The 14,939-nt window shown below is 63.4% G+C and carries 16 protein-coding genes; 11 read left to right on the forward strand and 5 right to left on the reverse strand.

The window, feature by feature from the left end:
- Positions 1-33 precede the first annotated feature (33 nt).
- From OO306_RS07020 to OO306_RS07035, 4 genes are all read right to left on the reverse strand, one after another.
- Positions 34-786: a molecular chaperone gene (locus tag OO306_RS07020; protein ID WP_265968183.1), complete on the reverse strand. Its 753-nt coding sequence runs from the start codon at positions 784-786 to the stop codon at positions 34-36.
- 84 nt (positions 787-870) lie between these two features.
- Positions 871-1,413 carry a fimbrial protein gene (locus tag OO306_RS07025; RefSeq protein WP_265968184.1) on the reverse strand — a complete coding sequence of 181 codons (543 nt, stop codon included), beginning with the start codon at positions 1,411-1,413 and terminating at the stop codon, positions 871-873.
- Between the two features lie 182 nt (positions 1,414-1,595).
- On the reverse strand, positions 1,596-2,006 hold the full coding sequence (locus OO306_RS07030) for a PA2817 family protein (protein WP_027596061.1): 411 nt from the start codon (positions 2,004-2,006) through the stop codon (positions 1,596-1,598).
- Between the two features lie 83 nt (positions 2,007-2,089).
- Positions 2,090-4,537 carry an acyl-CoA dehydrogenase gene (locus tag OO306_RS07035; RefSeq protein WP_265968185.1) on the reverse strand — a complete coding sequence of 816 codons (2,448 nt, stop codon included), beginning with the start codon at positions 4,535-4,537 and terminating at the stop codon, positions 2,090-2,092.
- A gap of 284 nt (positions 4,538-4,821) precedes the next feature.
- Here OO306_RS07035 and OO306_RS07040 point away from each other — a divergent pair, with 284 nt between their 5' ends.
- From OO306_RS07040 to OO306_RS07050, 3 genes are all read left to right on the forward strand, one after another.
- A complete protein-coding gene (locus OO306_RS07040) occupies positions 4,822-5,445 on the forward strand; it encodes a glutathione S-transferase (protein WP_099453294.1) in 624 nt (207 codons plus the stop codon).
- Positions 5,446-5,578: 133 nt separating this feature from the next.
- Positions 5,579-6,511: an ABC transporter ATP-binding protein gene (locus OO306_RS07045; protein ID WP_099428619.1), complete on the forward strand. Its 933-nt coding sequence runs from the start codon at positions 5,579-5,581 to the stop codon at positions 6,509-6,511.
- Positions 6,508-7,287 carry an ABC transporter permease gene (locus tag OO306_RS07050; protein WP_016500910.1) on the forward strand — a complete coding sequence of 260 codons (780 nt, stop codon included), beginning with the start codon at positions 6,508-6,510 and terminating at the stop codon, positions 7,285-7,287. Before OO306_RS07045 ends, OO306_RS07050 begins: the two co-directional genes overlap by 4 nt.
- Here OO306_RS07050 and OO306_RS07055 read toward each other — a convergent pair.
- A complete protein-coding gene (locus OO306_RS07055) occupies positions 7,171-7,797 on the reverse strand; it encodes a DUF2062 domain-containing protein (protein WP_265968187.1) in 627 nt (208 codons plus the stop codon). The genes OO306_RS07050 and OO306_RS07055 overlap by 117 nt on opposite strands.
- Before the next feature lie 141 nt (positions 7,798-7,938).
- Here OO306_RS07055 and OO306_RS07060 point away from each other — a divergent pair, with 141 nt between their 5' ends.
- From OO306_RS07060 to murB, 8 genes are all read left to right on the forward strand, one after another.
- The gene (locus tag OO306_RS07060; protein ID WP_265968188.1) at positions 7,939-10,155 is read left to right on the forward strand and encodes a DNA internalization-related competence protein ComEC/Rec2; all 2,217 of its coding nucleotides are present in this window, start codon (positions 7,939-7,941) and stop codon (positions 10,153-10,155) included.
- Between the two features lie 179 nt (positions 10,156-10,334).
- On the forward strand, positions 10,335-10,970 hold the full coding sequence (locus tag OO306_RS07065) for a MotA/TolQ/ExbB proton channel family protein (RefSeq protein ID WP_027596066.1): 636 nt from the start codon (positions 10,335-10,337) through the stop codon (positions 10,968-10,970).
- The gene (locus tag OO306_RS07070; RefSeq protein ID WP_027596067.1) at positions 10,967-11,401 is read left to right on the forward strand and encodes a biopolymer transporter ExbD; all 435 of its coding nucleotides are present in this window, start codon (positions 10,967-10,969) and stop codon (positions 11,399-11,401) included. The genes OO306_RS07065 and OO306_RS07070 overlap by 4 nt, the downstream gene beginning before the upstream one ends.
- The gene (gene lpxK, locus OO306_RS07075) at positions 11,401-12,411 is read left to right on the forward strand and encodes a tetraacyldisaccharide 4'-kinase (protein ID WP_265968189.1); all 1,011 of its coding nucleotides are present in this window, start codon (positions 11,401-11,403) and stop codon (positions 12,409-12,411) included. Before OO306_RS07070 ends, lpxK begins: the two co-directional genes overlap by 1 nt.
- A gap of 43 nt (positions 12,412-12,454) precedes the next feature.
- A complete protein-coding gene (locus tag OO306_RS07080) occupies positions 12,455-12,640 on the forward strand; it encodes a Trm112 family protein (RefSeq protein ID WP_003247142.1) in 186 nt (61 codons plus the stop codon).
- Complete coding sequence (kdsB, locus tag OO306_RS07085; RefSeq protein WP_265968190.1) at positions 12,637-13,401, forward strand: 3-deoxy-manno-octulosonate cytidylyltransferase; 765 nt, start codon at positions 12,637-12,639, stop codon at positions 13,399-13,401. The genes OO306_RS07080 and kdsB overlap by 4 nt, the downstream gene beginning before the upstream one ends.
- Positions 13,401-13,865 carry a low molecular weight protein-tyrosine-phosphatase gene (locus tag OO306_RS07090; protein WP_265968191.1) on the forward strand — a complete coding sequence of 155 codons (465 nt, stop codon included), beginning with the start codon at positions 13,401-13,403 and terminating at the stop codon, positions 13,863-13,865. Before kdsB ends, OO306_RS07090 begins: the two co-directional genes overlap by 1 nt.
- The gene (gene murB / locus OO306_RS07095; RefSeq protein WP_265968192.1) at positions 13,862-14,881 is read left to right on the forward strand and encodes a UDP-N-acetylmuramate dehydrogenase; all 1,020 of its coding nucleotides are present in this window, start codon (positions 13,862-13,864) and stop codon (positions 14,879-14,881) included. Before OO306_RS07090 ends, murB begins: the two co-directional genes overlap by 4 nt.
- Positions 14,882-14,939 lie beyond the last annotated feature (58 nt).

A 14,939-nucleotide genomic window follows, 5' to 3' on the forward strand; every position in this document is an offset into this window, starting at 1 on the left:
GACGATTCCTTGCGACTTGCGTGGTGGCTGGCTCTAGTTAGGCAGGTGGATCGGCAGCGTCAGAGGTTCGGTGTAACCGCCATAGTCATTGATGACGGAAAACTGTGCCTGCAAGCCTGGAGCTGGCTTGATTCCCGTGAGCGGGTAGGCATGCTCGGCGAAGGGTTCCAGCATGTCGGTGTTGTTCAAGGTGTGCTGCTGCCCCTGGCCGCTGACCTCGAGTCGAACGAAGGTGATGTGAAACGGCGATGGGTTGCGAACCAGCAAAGAGTGGGTGCCATTTTTCTCGCTCAGCGAGAACACCAGAGACTTCAACTGGCCCGCGGGCGTGCCCTTAAGCGCTGGCGGCCGATAGAACAGTTTGATTCGCGTGCGCAGGGCGATATTGAGTTGGTTGCCGGGCTCGGTGCTGGCTTGGGGGATTTCTTGCAAATTGAAAAAAAACAGTGACTCGCGGTCATTCGGTAATGTGTGGGGTAAACCACTTATTTGAATAAGTTGTTCGTTGGCCGCGTTGAGTTTGAATAAGATGGGGGAGATGGCAAACGGAACAGCCGTGGTGGTGTCGTCCGCGACGGTATTGATCCAGGTTTGTACCGCATACGTACTCTTGGACGGGTTTTTCACGATGACGGACGTGCTTCGCTTATCGCCATTGAAAACAATGCGGGTATTATTCAATGTCAAAGCGGCCTGGCTGATGGCAGGGGCGGCGAGCATGCTTATGGCCAGGGAAATACAAGCGGCAAAACGTAAGCCAGCCGTGAATCTGAGTGGATTGATCATAACGGTTACCCATTGCACCCAGGCGTATCATCAACGCCTGGATGGTTTAGCGAGGTGCGCAAGGCACCGGGTGACACGCGTTGCTTACTTATAAGCAACCGAATAGCGGACGTGAGCCGATGCTGGGCCTGCGGTTACCGTAGCGGCGGTGGAGCGGTAGTAGGCATCAAACTTCAGGTCGGTGGGCCCATTGGCGTTGAGTGCATAGTCAACCGACGTTCCGCCAGGCGCGACCGATGCCTTGCTGCTGTCGCGGATCACGATCGAGACACCCGTGGCGGCGCCGCTCACAGGGTTGATCTTGAAGTAGCTTCCGCTGCCGTCCGCGTCACCGTTGAAGGTGACATTCGCATTGTTTTCGGTAACGCCGCAGCTACCTTTATCCGGTACGCGGACGGCAAAAGTGGCACCACGTACTTCGGTGCCGGCGGCGCCACCGAACCTGCCCAGCGGGACGTCACCCATTGCAACCCGATTGTCCACGCTACCATCGCCTGGGTTAACAATTTCGATCGGGCATGTTTCAGCAGTGATGCTGCCTTCGAAGAAAACGGAAGTGGCGAAGGCGGAGCTGCCCATCAAGCTGGCAAAGAGGCCTAGGGGGAGTGCGATTAGTTTGCGTTTCATACTGTGGCTCATGGTTGAAGGGGTTAGTGAGGGTGAGGAAATTGCACGAAGCGTGCCTGTAACGCCTCGACGCAAATACTAACGGCCATGAGTTTTGCAGGATGTAGGAATAAGCTAATTGATTGTGGGATTTTTAAGGGAGCGCCTTGATGCAAAGCAAGGCGCTGGGGAGGGGGTATAGCTTAGTGCGTACTGCCTTTGTCAGTTTGACTCAGTAGTTGCTTTTCCAAGTGCCAGTCGAATGGCTCACCCTCTTGCTCAGCTTCATGGCGGCGCTCTTCCAGTTGCTGGTAGAGGTCGAGTTCATCATCGGGCATGAAGTGCAGGCAATCACCACCAAAGAACCACAACAAATCGCGTGGCACGAGGTGAGCAATTTGCGGATAACGCTGGATCACTTGGCAGAGCAGGTCCTGGCCGAGGTACTGGCTTTCCAGCGGGTTCTGGGGCAGCAGGGTGAGCAGTTCGTCGAAACGCTCGAGGAATAGGGCGTGGCTTTCTTCCGGCACCTGCTCGGCTTCACCGAGGGCAGCCAGGATGGTGCGCAGGTGTTGCAGCAGTTGCAGGTGATACTCCAGGTGCGGGTTGGCCATGGAAGGGTCCTCGGTGTGTCTGAAAAACGGGGCCGGAGTATACGCTGGCAGGGACCGCTGTGCGGCCCCTTTTGCGCGACCGTTCAACGTACCTTGCCAGGTGTAGGCCCCAGCTGCTCCTTATCGAAAGCATCGACATCGATCACTGCGCGCCGAGCCTGTTCGGCGGCATGAAGGCGCTGTGCCTCAGCAGGCTGCAGTGCGCCAGCCTCGACAGCAGCATCAATAGCCGATTGCCCTGCGGCCGGTTTTACCCTGCCTTCCTTCAGGGCCTGATGCAGTGCCTTGTGCAAAGGTGCGGCGTCATCCAGCAAGTCGCTCGCACGCTGCAGCGCAGCGACCGGATCACCCTCAGCCAGTGGTCGATAACACCCAGCCAGCAGTTCTTCCAGCGCCGGGTCACCCTGCTGCCGGCCAATCAGTTCCGCCACTTCGGCGTCCAGTTCATCGCTGGGGCCGGTGTGGCAGCGGCCGAAGGGGAAGACCAGCACGCGCAGGGCGCAGCCGACGAAGCGGTTGGGGAAGTTGTCGAGAAGCCGGTCGAGCGCCTGCTCGGCCTTGCCCAGGCTCTCTTCCATAGCCCAGCGCAGAAGAGGTTGCATGTGCTCCGGCGAGCCGAGGTCGTGATACCGCTTGAGTGCCGCGCTGGACAGATACAGGTAGCTCAGCACGTCACCCAGGCGAGCGCTCAGGCGCTCGCGGCGCTTGAGTGCACCGCCCAGCAGCATCATCGACAAATCTGCCAGCAGAGCAAAAGCTGCAGCCTGGCGATTCAAGGCACGGAAATAGCCCTGGCTCAAGGCATCGCCTGGCACCCGTTCGAGGCGCCCCAGCCCCAGGCCGAGCACGATGGTGCTGGCGGCGTTGCCGGCAGCGAACATGATGTGCTTCATTAGCAGCTCATCGAACTCGACCAGCGCCTGCTCACGGTCTTCGCGGCCGGCCAGCGCCATCTCCTTGAGCACGAACGGGTGACAGCGAATGGCGCCTTGGCCAAAGATCATCAGGTTGCGCGAGAGGATGTTGGCCCCCTCGACGGTGATGAAGATCGGCGCACCCTGCCAATTGCGCCCCAGGTAGTTGTTCGGGCCCATGATGATGCCCTTGCCGCCGTGCACGTCCATGGCGTGCTGGATGCATTCGCGGCCGCGCTCGGTCAGGTGATATTTGAGGATCGCCGACAGCACCGAAGGTTTTTCGCCCAGGTCGACTGCTTTGGCGGTCAGCAATCGGGCGCTGTCCATCAGCCAGGCATTGCCGCCAATGCGCGCCAAGGACTCCTGGATGCCTTCGAAGGCTGCCAGCGGTACGTTGAATTGCTCGCGGATATTGGCGTACTGGCCCGTCACCAGGCTGGTGTACTTGGCGGCACCAGTGCCCACTGCTGGCAGCGAGATGGAGCGGCCCACCGACAGGCAGTTCATCAGCATCATCCAGCCCTTGCCGAGCATGGCCTGGCCGCCGATCAGCATGTCGAGCGGGACGAACACGTCCTTGCCGCTGTTGGGGCCGTTCATGAAGGCGGCGCCGAGCGGCAGGTGGCGCTTGCCGATCTCCACGCCCGGGGTGTCGGTAGGAATCAGCGCCAGGCTGATGCCCAAGTCCTCTTCGTCGCCCAGCAAGTGCTCCGGGTCGTAGGCCTTGAACGCCAGGCCGAGCAGGGTGGCGACCGGGCCGAGGGTGATATAGCGTTTTTCCCAGTTCAGGCGCAGCCCGATGACTTCTTCGCCTTGCCAATGGCCTTTGCAGATGACGCCGGTATCCGGCATGGCGCCGGCATCTGAGCCCGCCAGTGGGCCGGTCAGGGCGAAGCAGGGGATCTCGTCGCCGCGTGCCAGGCGCGGCAGGTAGTGGCTGCGTTGTTCATCGGTGCCGTAGTGCAGCAGCAGTTCGGCCGGGCCGAGCGAGTTGGGCACCATCACCGTGGACGCCAGGTCGCCGCTGCGGGTGGCCAGCTTCATTGCAACCTGCGAGTGGGCGTAGGCCGAGAAGCCCTTGCCGCCGTACTCCTTGGGGATGATCAGGGCGAAGAAGCCCTGCGCTTTGATGTGCGCCCAGGCTTCAGGGGGCAGATCCATGTCCTGGCCGATCTGCCAGTCGCTGACCATGGCGCACAATTCTTCAGTGGGGCCGTCGATGAAGGCCTGTTCTTCTTCAGTCAGTTTCGGCGCCGGGTAGGCCAGCAAGGTGCGCCAGTCGGGGCGGCCGCTGAACAGTTCGCCATCCCACCAGACGGTGCCGGCGTCGATGGCTTCGCGCTCGGTCTGCGACATGGGCGGCAGGGTACGCTGGAACCACTTGAACACTGGGCCGGTGAACACCTTGCGCCGCCATTCCGGCAGGGCCACCAAGGCGATTTTCACGGCCAGCACGACCCACAGCAGGGCCAGCAGCCAGCCGGGTGCGCTGCTGAAAATACCCATCAGCAGCACGTAGGCTGCCATGATGCCCAGTATCTGCAAGGGCGCCAGGCGCCGGTGCGTGAGGTATGCCGCGCCGATCACCAGTACCACCAACCACAACAGCAACATAATCGGTCCTCCTTGGAACCAAGGGCTTGAGCCGTCCCAGACAGCTTAGACGCAACGCTGTGAACGGCCTGTTCAGAACAGTGACAGGGTGTGGCGGTGGGAGTTTCAGATCATTGTTGGCCTGTGCCGGCCCTTTCGCGGGCAAGCCCGCTCCCACAGGATTACGGTGGCTTGAAGATTGGGGGGCCATCCTGTGGGAGCGGGCTTGCCCGCGAAGAGGCCAGTACAGGCAATAAGACTCTGGAGTAGACTGGACCACCTCTGCATTCCATAAGGACGTTGCCATGCTGAAGATCTGGGGCCGCAAGAATTCGAGCAATGTGCGCAAGGCGCTGTGGATCGCCCACGAGCTGGGCCTTGATTTCGAATCCATCGACGCCGGCGGCGCCTTCGGCGTGGTCAACGAGCCGCATTACCGCGCCCGCAACCCCAACGGTCTGGTGCCGATGCTCGAAGACGGCGACCTGACGCTGTGGGAGTCCAACACCATCGTTCGCTACCTGTGCGCCGAGTACGGCGCCGAGCAGGGCTGGTACCTGGAAGACCCGCGCCAGCGCGCCTTGGCCGACAAGTGGATGGACTGGACCACCTCGTCCTTCGCCACCCCCTTCCGCCCGCTGTTCTGGGGCCTGCTGCGCACGCCGGAAGACCAGCGCGACTGGGTCGCGATCAACGCCGCGCACAAGCAGTGCGCGCAATTGCTGGCCATCGCCGACGAAACCCTGGCCCAGCAGCCGTACCTGTCCGGTGACCAGATCGGCATGGGCGACATCCCACTGGGTAGCTTCATCTACGCCTGGTTCGAAATGCCCATCGAACGCCCGGCCATGTACCACCTGGAGGCCTGGTACGCGCGCCTGAAGCAGCGCCCGGCCTACCAGGCGGCGGTGATGACCGCGCTGACCTGAACCTGCCTCGATAGTCATTATCAATACATCTGACTGTACTTGTGTGGCCGGGCCTTGCACCATGGCCGCACTCACTGCGCCAGTGACTTTGCCTGGCGTGTCCTGAACCTTTTTTTTCGGTAAATGGCCCGCTATGAGTTCCGCCCTGTCCATTCGACAGCTGACCAAGACCTACGGTAATGGCTTCCAGGCCCTCAAGGGCATCGACCTGGACGTTGCCGAAGGCGACTTCTTCGCCTTGCTCGGCCCCAACGGCGCCGGCAAATCCACCACCATCGGTATTCTTTCGACCCTGGTCAACAAGACCAGCGGCACGGTGAACGTATTCGGCCACGACCTGGACCGCGAGCCTTCGGCGCTCAAGCGCTGCCTGGGCGTGGTGCCGCAAGAGTTCAACTTCAACCAGTTCGAGAAGGTCTTCGACATCGTCGTCACCCAGGCAGGCTACTACGGCATCCCGCCAAAGCTTGCCAAGGAGCGCGCCGAGCAGTACCTGACCCAGCTGGGGCTGTGGGACAAGCGTGACGTGCCTTCCCGCTCGTTGTCGGGTGGCATGAAGCGCCGCCTGATGATCGCCCGTGCCTTGATCCACGAACCGCGCCTGCTGATCCTCGATGAGCCCACCGCGGGTGTGGACATCGAGCTGCGCCGTTCGATGTGGAGCTTCCTCACTGAGCTCAACCAGAAGGGCATCACCATCATCCTGACCACGCACTACCTGGAAGAGGCCGAGCAGCTGTGCCGCAACATCGGCATCATCGACCACGGCACCATCGTCGAGAACACCAGCATGCGCCAGCTGCTGGGCAAGCTGCATGTCGAGACCTTCGTCCTCGACATCAAGCAGGACCTGGCCTCGGCGCCTGTGCTGCAAGGCTACCCGTGCCGGCTGCTGACCCCGCACACCCTGGAAGTGCAGGTGGACAAAGACATCGGCATCACCGCGCTGTTCGGCCAGCTGGCGCTGCAGAACATCGAGGTGCAAAGCCTGCGCAACAAGACCAACCGACTCGAGGAGCTGTTCGTGTCCCTGGTGGAAAAAAACCTGTCGAAGGTGGCCGTATGAGTGTGGAACTGCGCACCAACTGGGTGGCCCTCAACACCATCGTCTACCGCGAAGTACGGCGCTTTTTGCGCATCTGGCCGCAGACCCTGCTGCCGCCAGCGATCACCATGGTCCTGTACTTCGTCATTTTCGGTAACCTGATCGGCCGGCAGATCGGCGACATGGGCGGCTTCACCTACATGCAGTACATCGTGCCCGGGCTGATCATGATGTCGGTGATCACCAACTCCTACGGTAACGTGGTGTCGAGCTTCTTCGGCAGCAAGTTCCAGCGTTCCATCGAGGAGCTGATGGTGTCCCCGGTGTCGCCACACACCATTCTCGTGGGGTATGTGCTGGGTGGCGTGCTGCGTGGCTTGGCGGTCGGGGTGATCGTCACCATCCTGTCGATGTTCTTCACCGACCTGCAGGTGCACCACCTGGGTGTGACCGTGGTCGTGGTACTGCTGACGGCAACCATCTTCTCGTTACTGGGCTTCGTCAACGCGGTGTTCGCACGCAACTTCGACGATATCTCGATCATCCCTACCTTCGTGCTGACGCCGCTGACTTACCTGGGCGGGGTGTTCTACTCGATCAACCTGCTGCCGCCGTTCTGGCAGACCGTGTCACTGGCCAACCCGGTGCTGCACATGGTCAACTCGTTCCGCTACGGCATCCTAGGGGTGTCGGATATCAGTATCGGGACGGCGATCACCTTTATGTTGGTGGCTACTGCAGTGCTGTACACCCTGTGCATCCGCCTGCTGGTCAGCGGCCGCGGCATGCGCGCCTGAGCCTTTGAGTTTGCGCCGGCGCCACTGCCGGCCCACCCACCAACGCCAGTACAGCAAGGTGGTGAAGTAGGCGAGGATGCCCAGCACCACGCCACACACCACCGAGCCGAGCAGGAAGGGTTGCCACAGGGTCGACAGCTGGTCGGTGATCCATTCGAAGGTCAGGTCGTCGGGCAGGGTGCGCGGCGGTATCTGCAGCAGCCAGGCGCCGGTCATGTAGGTGACGAAGAACACCGGTGGCATGGTCAGCGGGTTGGTCAGCCACACCAGGCTGACCGCGATCGGCAGGTTGCCACGCACCGGGATCGCCAGCGCAGCGGCCAGCAGCATCTGCATGGGGATGGGGATCAGCGCCGCAAACAGGCCCACGCCCATGGCCCGGGCCACCGAGTGCCGGTTCAGGTGCCAGAGGTTCGGGTCGTGCAGCAACGTGCCGAAAAAGCGTAAGGACTTGTGTTCCCGAATGCTGGTCGGATCCGGCATGTAGCGTTTGAAAAGTCGGCGCGGCATGTAGGCTCCCGGGGCGTTGATCGGGGCAGTATGCCTTGATTCCTTAACGGCCTCGTTTAGAGTTTGTGACAATTGTTGAGCAAGCTTTGCCGGCATTTGCGCTATGCCTGAGAAGGTCATTTCGCAGCGGAGCTCTACCTCATGCGCACAGGGATGTTTGCGCTCGCGCTCGGGCTGCTCTGCCTGGGCTTTCTCCCCGTATTGCCATCGGTCGGATGGCTACTTCTGCTGTTTGTCGGTGGTGTTGCCAGCCTGTTCACGCGGTTTTGGCCAGTGGGCTGTTTTCTGTTGGGCTTGTGCTGGGCGTGCGGGTCGGCCCAGCGAGCGCTGGATGATCGACTCGCGCCTGAACTGGATGGCCGCACGTTGTGGCTGGAGGGCAAGGTTGTCGGCCTGCCGAGCCGTACCGCGCATGGCGTGCGCTTCGAACTGGAACAGCCCCACTCACGGCGTGGCGAACTGCCGCGGCGCTTGCAACTGAGCTGGTTCAACGGGCCGGCTGTGCGTGCGGGCGAACAGTGGCGCTTGGCAGTGACCCTGCAGCGGCCTGCTGGGCTGCTCAACCCCCATGGGCCTGATCGAGAGGCACAGTTGCTGGCTCGGCGAGTGGGGGCTACTGGCACGGTCAAGGCCGGGCAGGTATTGAGCGCTGTAGCGGGCAGCTGGCGAGACCAACTGCGGCAACGGTTGTTGGCGGTCGAGGCCAATGGCCGGCAAGCGGCGTTGGTGGCCTTGGTGCTGGGCGACGGTGCGGGCCTGCCCCGCGAGGACTGGCAGACGCTGCAGGCCACAGGCACGGTGCACCTGCTGGTGATTTCCGGGCAGCACATCGGCCTGGTGGCGGGTTTGCTCTATGGCCTGGTTGCCGGGTTGGCACGCTGGGGCCTGTGGCCCGCGCGGCTGCCCTGGCTGCCCTCGGCCTGCGGCCTGGCGATGACCGCAGCGCTGGCCTACGGCTGGCTTGCCGGTGGCGGTGTGCCGGTGCAGCGGGCCTGCCTGATGCTGGCGGTAGTGTTGCTTTGGCGTCTGCGCTTTCGTCACCTTGGCGCGATGCTGCCATTGCTGCTGGCGCTGGTCGCGGTGCTGTTGTTCGAACCCTTGGCGGCGCTGTTGCCGGGGTTCTGGCTGTCGTTTGCCGCCGTGGCGACCTTGATCTACTGCTTCAGTGCCCGCTTGGGCGGCTGGCGGCCCTGGCAGGCCTGGACGCGTGCGCAGTGGGTGATCGCCATCGGCTTGCTGCCGGTGCTGCTGGCCACTGGCTTGCCAGTGAGCCTGAGTGCGCCCCTGGCCAACTTGCTGGCGGTGCCGTGGGTCAGCCTTGCGGTGTTGCCGTTGGCTTTGCTGGGCACGCTGCTGTTGCCTGTGGCGGGTGTCGGCGAAGCGTTGCTGTGGCTGGCCGGGGGCTTGCTGGAGGTGCTGTTCAGGGTCCTGGCCCTGGCCGCGAGCTGGCGCCCAGCGTGGGTGCCGCCGGCCTTGCCGCTGTGGGCCTGGTCAGTGGTGTGCCTGGGTGCGTTGCTGGTGCTGCTACCCCGTGGCGTGCCCTTGCGGGGGTTGGGCGGGCTTATGCTGTTGGCGTTATGGGTGCCGCGCGAGTCGGTGCCCTTGGGGCAGGTAGAAGTCTGGCAGTTGGACGTCGGCCAGGGGCTCGCGGTGCTGCTGCGTACCCGCCATCACAGCTTGCTCTACGATGCGGGGCCAGCAAAAGGGGAGTACGACGCGGGGGAGCGGGTGGTGCTGCCGACCCTGCGCAAGCTGGGCGTAAGCCACTTGGATGCGATGCTGATCAGCCACGCCCATGCCGACCATGCCGGGGGCGCGCTGGCCATTGCGCAGGGCATCCCGGTCAAGCGGGTGCTCGGTGGCGAGGGGCTGGAGGGCCTTGGGCTGCAGCCGTGTGTCACGGGTGAGGAATGGGAGTGGGATGGCGTGCGTTTCTCCCTGTGGCATTGGGCTGAAGGGCAGAGCAGCAACGACCGCTCATGCGTGCTGCTGGTCGAGGCGCAAGGGGAGCGCTTGCTGTTGGCTGGCGATTTGGAAGCCGCTGCCGAACGGGCCTGGCTGGCATCCACTGAAACACCCCGCATCGATTGGCTGCAGGCCCCGCACCATGGCAGTCGCAGCTCGTCCACCGAGGCATTCATCCGCGCCACGGCGCCACGTGGGGTGCTGATTTCGCGGGGGCGCAACAATGGTTTTGGGCATCCGCATGCCCAGGTGCTCGAGCGCTATCGGCGGCATGGGCTGGCGATTCATGATACAGCGGTGGAGGGCGCGTTGCGCTTGGTGCTGGGGGGGCAGGGTGATGTTGAGGGTGTGCGGGGGCAGCGGCGCTTCTGGCGTGAAGCGGGCAGTGGCTGATCGGGCCCTTTCGCGGGCAAGCCCGCTCCCACAGGTGCAGCACTCCTTTCAGGTTTGGTGCTGTATCTGGACTGCCCCCAAGGTGGCAACTGGGTCCGGCCAATTCCCTGACCTTCGGCAGATGAGCCCCCGGCGGTCCTATGGTAGAGTGGCGGCCTTTTTCCGAAGGGGCGTTTACTGTGTGGGAATTGGTCAAGTCCGGTGGTTGGATGATGCTGCCGATCATTCTGAGTTCCATCGTTGCCATGGCTATCGTCGTCGAGCGCCTGTGGACCCTGCGCGCCAGTCGCGTGACCCCGCCACACCTGCTAGGCCAGGTTTGGATGTGGATCAAGGACAAGCAACTCACCAGTGACAAGCTCAAGGCCCTGCGCGCCGATTCGCCGCTGGGCGAAATCCTTGCCGCAGGCCTTGCCAACTCGCGCCATGGCCGCGAAATCATGAAAGAGTGCATCGAGGAGGCCGCATCGCGCGTCATCCACGAGCTGGAGCGCTACATCAGCACCCTTGGCACCATTGCCGCGATGGCCCCGTTGCTGGGCCTGCTGGGCACCGTGCTGGGCATGATCGACATTTTCAGCGCCTTCATGGGCTCGCAGATGACTGCCAACGCTGCCGTATTGGCCGGGGGTATTTCCAAGGCCTTGGTCACCACCGCAGCAGGCTTGATGATCGGTATCCCGGCGGTGTTCTTCCACCGTTTCCTGCTGCGCCGCATCGATGAGCTGGTGGTTGGCATGGAACAAGAGGCGATCAAACTGGTGGAAGTGATCCAGGGCGACCGTGAAGTCGAAGTGGCCGGAGGCAAGGCGTGAAGTTTCGGCGCAACCGCCAGCGGGAAAACGTCGACATCAACCTGGCGTCGCTGATCGACGTGGTGTTCGTCCTGTTGCTGTTCTTCGTGGTCACCACCACCTTCACCCGCGAGACGCAACTGCGCGTCGAACTGCCCGAGGCCGCCAGCGCCGAGCAGCCGCCGGCCGATGAGCGCAAGCTGGTGGAAGTCACCATCAGCGCCGAGGGCGTGTATTCGGTCAACAACAACCTGCTGCCCAAAAGCGACCTGGCCACCTTGAGCGAGGCCATCGAGCGTGAGTCGGGCGGCGATCACACGTTACCGCTGGCGATCAGCGCCGACGGCAAGACACCGCACCAGGCCGTGGTGACCGCGATGGATGCGGCCGGCAAGCTCGGTTTCAGCCAGTTGCGCATGACCACCGTCGAGGCAGCCCAGGGGACGCCTTGATGGCCTTTGCCGACCGTTTGCTCGCCGCCTGGTACGCCGGGCACCCGGCCCTGGCGCTGCTGCGCCCGCTTGAAGCCCTGTACCGACGTGTGGTGACGCGCAAGCGTGCGCGGTTTCTCAGTGGCGAAAGTGCCAGCTACCGCGCGCCGGTGCCGGTGATCGTGGTGGGCAACATTACCGTGGGTGGCACTGGCAAGACGCCGATGATCCTCTGGCTGATCGAGCATTGCCGCCGGCAGGGGCTCAAGGTCGGTGTGGTCAGCCGCGGTTATGGCGCCAAGCCTGCTCACCTGCCTTGGCGCGTTGAGGCCGACCAGGCTGCCGACCAGGCTGGTGACGAGCCGCTGTTGATCGTCCAGCGCACGGGCGTACCGTTGATGATCGACCCCGACCGCTCGCGTGCGGTGCAGGCGCTGCTGGCCAGTGAGCCGCTTGACCTGGTCCTGTGCGATGACGGCATGCAGCACTACCGCCTGGCGCGAGACCTGGAGCTGGTGCTGATCGACGCCGCCCGCGGCCTGGGCAATGGCCGCTGCCTGCCCGCCGGGCCGCTGCGCGAGCCGGGCGAGCGCCTGCAAGAAGCCGACGCAGTGCTGTTCAACGGTGCTCGCGCCGACTCACCCGCGGGCTTTGCCTTCAGCTTGCAGCCCTCGGCACTAGTCAATGTGCGCAGCGGTGAGCGGCGTGGCGTGAATCTGTTCCCGCCTGGCCAGCGCCTGCACGCGGTGGCGGGCATCGGTAACCCGCAACGTTTCTTCAATACCCTGCAAGGGCTAAACTGGCAGCCGGTGCCGCACCCGTTCGCCGACCACGCGCAGTTCAGCGCCGAGCGCCTGTCGTTCACGCCGCCGTTGCCGTTGGTGATGACCGAGAAAGATGCGGTCAAATGCCGTGCCTTCGCCGCTGACGACTGGTGGTACCTGGCCGTCGAGGCGCAGCCGTCGCCTGCCTTCAGCGCCTGGTTCGACAGCCAGTTGCAGCGCCTGCTGCCTGGGCATCCAACGCCCTGAGCCCCTTTTCAATTTCCGGCCACCTGGCCTCAAGGAAGCTTCCATGGACACCAAACTGCTCGATATCCTGGCCTGCCCGATCACCAAGGGCCCGCTTAAGCTCAGCGCCGACAAGACCGAGCTGATCAGCAAGGGCGCGGGCCTGGCTTACCCGATTCGCGACGGCATCCCGGTGATGCTGGAAAGCGAAGCGCGTACCTTGACCGACGATGAGCGCCTGGACAAATGAGCCTGGACTACACGGTAGTGATCCCCGCCCGCCTGCGCTCTTCGCGCCTGCCGGGCAAGCCGCTGGCGCTGATCGCCGGTAAGCCGATGGTCCAGCACGTGTGGGAACAGGCGCGCAAGAGCGCGGCCAGCCGTGTGGTCATCGCCACGGATGACGCGAGCATCGTCGAGGCCTGCCAGGCATTTGGCGCCGAAGTGCTGCTGACTCGCGCCGACCACGAATCCGGTACCGACCGCCTGGCCGAAGTGGCAGCGCACCTCGGGCTGCCCGCCGACGCCATCGTGGTCAACGTGCAGGGCGACGAGCCGCTGATTCCGCCGGTGATCATCGACCAGGTGGCGGCCAACCTGGCGGCCCACCCGGAAGCCGGTATCGCGACCTTGGCCGAGCCGATCCACGATCCACAGGTGGTGTTCAACCCTAATGCGGTCAAGGTGGTCTGCGACAAGAACGGCCTGGCCCTGAGCTTCAGCCGTGCGCCGCTGCCCTGGGCGCGTGATGCCTTCGCCGCCAACCGCGAGCAACTGCCGGAAGGCGTGCCTTATCGTCGCCACATCGGTATGTATGCCTACCGCGTGGGCTTCCTTCAGGACTTCGTCAGTTGGGGCCCGTGCTGGCTCGAGCAAACCGAAGCCTTGGAGCAATTGCGTGCCTTGTGGCATGGCGTGCGCATTCATGTCGAAGACGCCCTCGAGGCACCCGCGGTGGGTGTCGATACCCCTGAAGACCTGGAGCGCGTACGGCGCTTGCTGGAGGCCTGATGCGCGTCCTGTTCGTTTGCCTGGGCAACATCTGTCGCTCGCCTACCGCCGAAGGCGTACTGCGCCATCAGTTGCAGGCCGCGGGGCTTGCCGAGCAGGTGCACGTGGCGTCTGCCGGTACCGGTGACTGGCATGTCGGCAAGGCGCCCGACAGCCGCACCTGCAAGGCCGCTCTGGCGCGGGGCTACGACCTTTCGCAGCAGCGCGCCCAGCAGGTCAATGTGGCCCACTTTGCCGAGTACGACCTGATCCTGGCCATGGACGAAAGCAACTTGAGCCATTTGCGTGCCATGCGCCCGCAGTCTGCGCCCGGCGAGCTCGACCTGTTCCTGCGCCGCTATGGGGCGAAGCTGGATGAAGTGCCAGACCCGTACTACGGCGGCGCGGAGGGCTTCGAGCAGGTCCTGGACCTGATTGAGGAAGCGTGCAAAGCGTTGGTCGTGGAAATCAAGGGGCGGTTATGACAGCGCTGTGGCAGGAGCACGTTTCGCTCAAGCCTTACAACACCTTTGGCATTGACGTCAGGGCCCGGCATTTCAGCCAGGTGCATGATGACGACGAGGTGCGTGAGGCGCTGGCCGAAGCGCACCGCCGAGGCGTGCCGGTGCTGGTCATTGGCGGTGGCAGCAACCTGCTGCTGACCGGTGATGTCGACGCGTTGGTGCTGCACATGGCCAGCCGTGGTCGCCGCGTGCTCAGCGATGACGGTGAGCACGTTGTGGTCGAAGCCGAGGCGGGCGAGCCCTGGCACCCGTTCGTGCAGTGGACGCTGGCACAAGGTTTTTGCGGGCTGGAGAACCTCAGCCTGATCCCGGGCACGGTGGGCGCTGCGCCCATGCAGAACGTGGGCGCCTATGGCGTCGAGATCAAGAACGTGTTCGCCGGCTTGACCGCGCTGGACCGCCAGACCGGCGAGCTGCGTGACTTTGGGCTGGAAGAATGCGCCTTTGGCTACCGCGACAGCCTGTTCAAGCGTAACCCTGGGCGCTGGCTGATCTTGCGCGTGCGCTTCATGCTGACCCATACGCTGCAAGCCCACCTGGACTATGGCCCTGTGCGCCAGCGTTTGGTGGAGCAGGGCGTAGCGCAGCCGAGTGCGCAGGCGATCAGTGATGCCATCTGCAGCATTCGCCGCGAGAAGTTGCCGGACCCCGCCGAGTTGGGCAATGCCGGGAGCTTTTTCAAGAACCCAGTGGTGTCTGCCGCGCTTGTCGAGCGTATCCGGGGGCAGTTCCCGGGTGTCGTGGCTTATCTCCAGGCCGATGGCCAGGTGAAGCTGGCGGCAGGGTGGTTGATCGAACAGGCGGGGTGGAAGGGCTATCGCGATGGCGATGCCGGCGTGCATCGGTTGCAGTCGTTGGTGCTGGTCAATTATGGCCAGGCGAGCGGGGCACAGCTGCATGACCTGGCGCAGCGGATTCAGGCAGATATCCGTGAGCGATTCGGGGTTGAGCTGGAAATGGAGCCTAACCTGTACTGAGGCGTGCTGTAGGAGCAGCCTTGCGCTGCGAAGAGGCCGGTGAAATCACCGCAGATCT

The organism is Pseudomonas sp. DCB_AW (assembly GCF_026240895.1).
Lineage (GTDB): Bacteria > Pseudomonadota > Gammaproteobacteria > Pseudomonadales > Pseudomonadaceae > Aquipseudomonas > Aquipseudomonas kermanshahensis.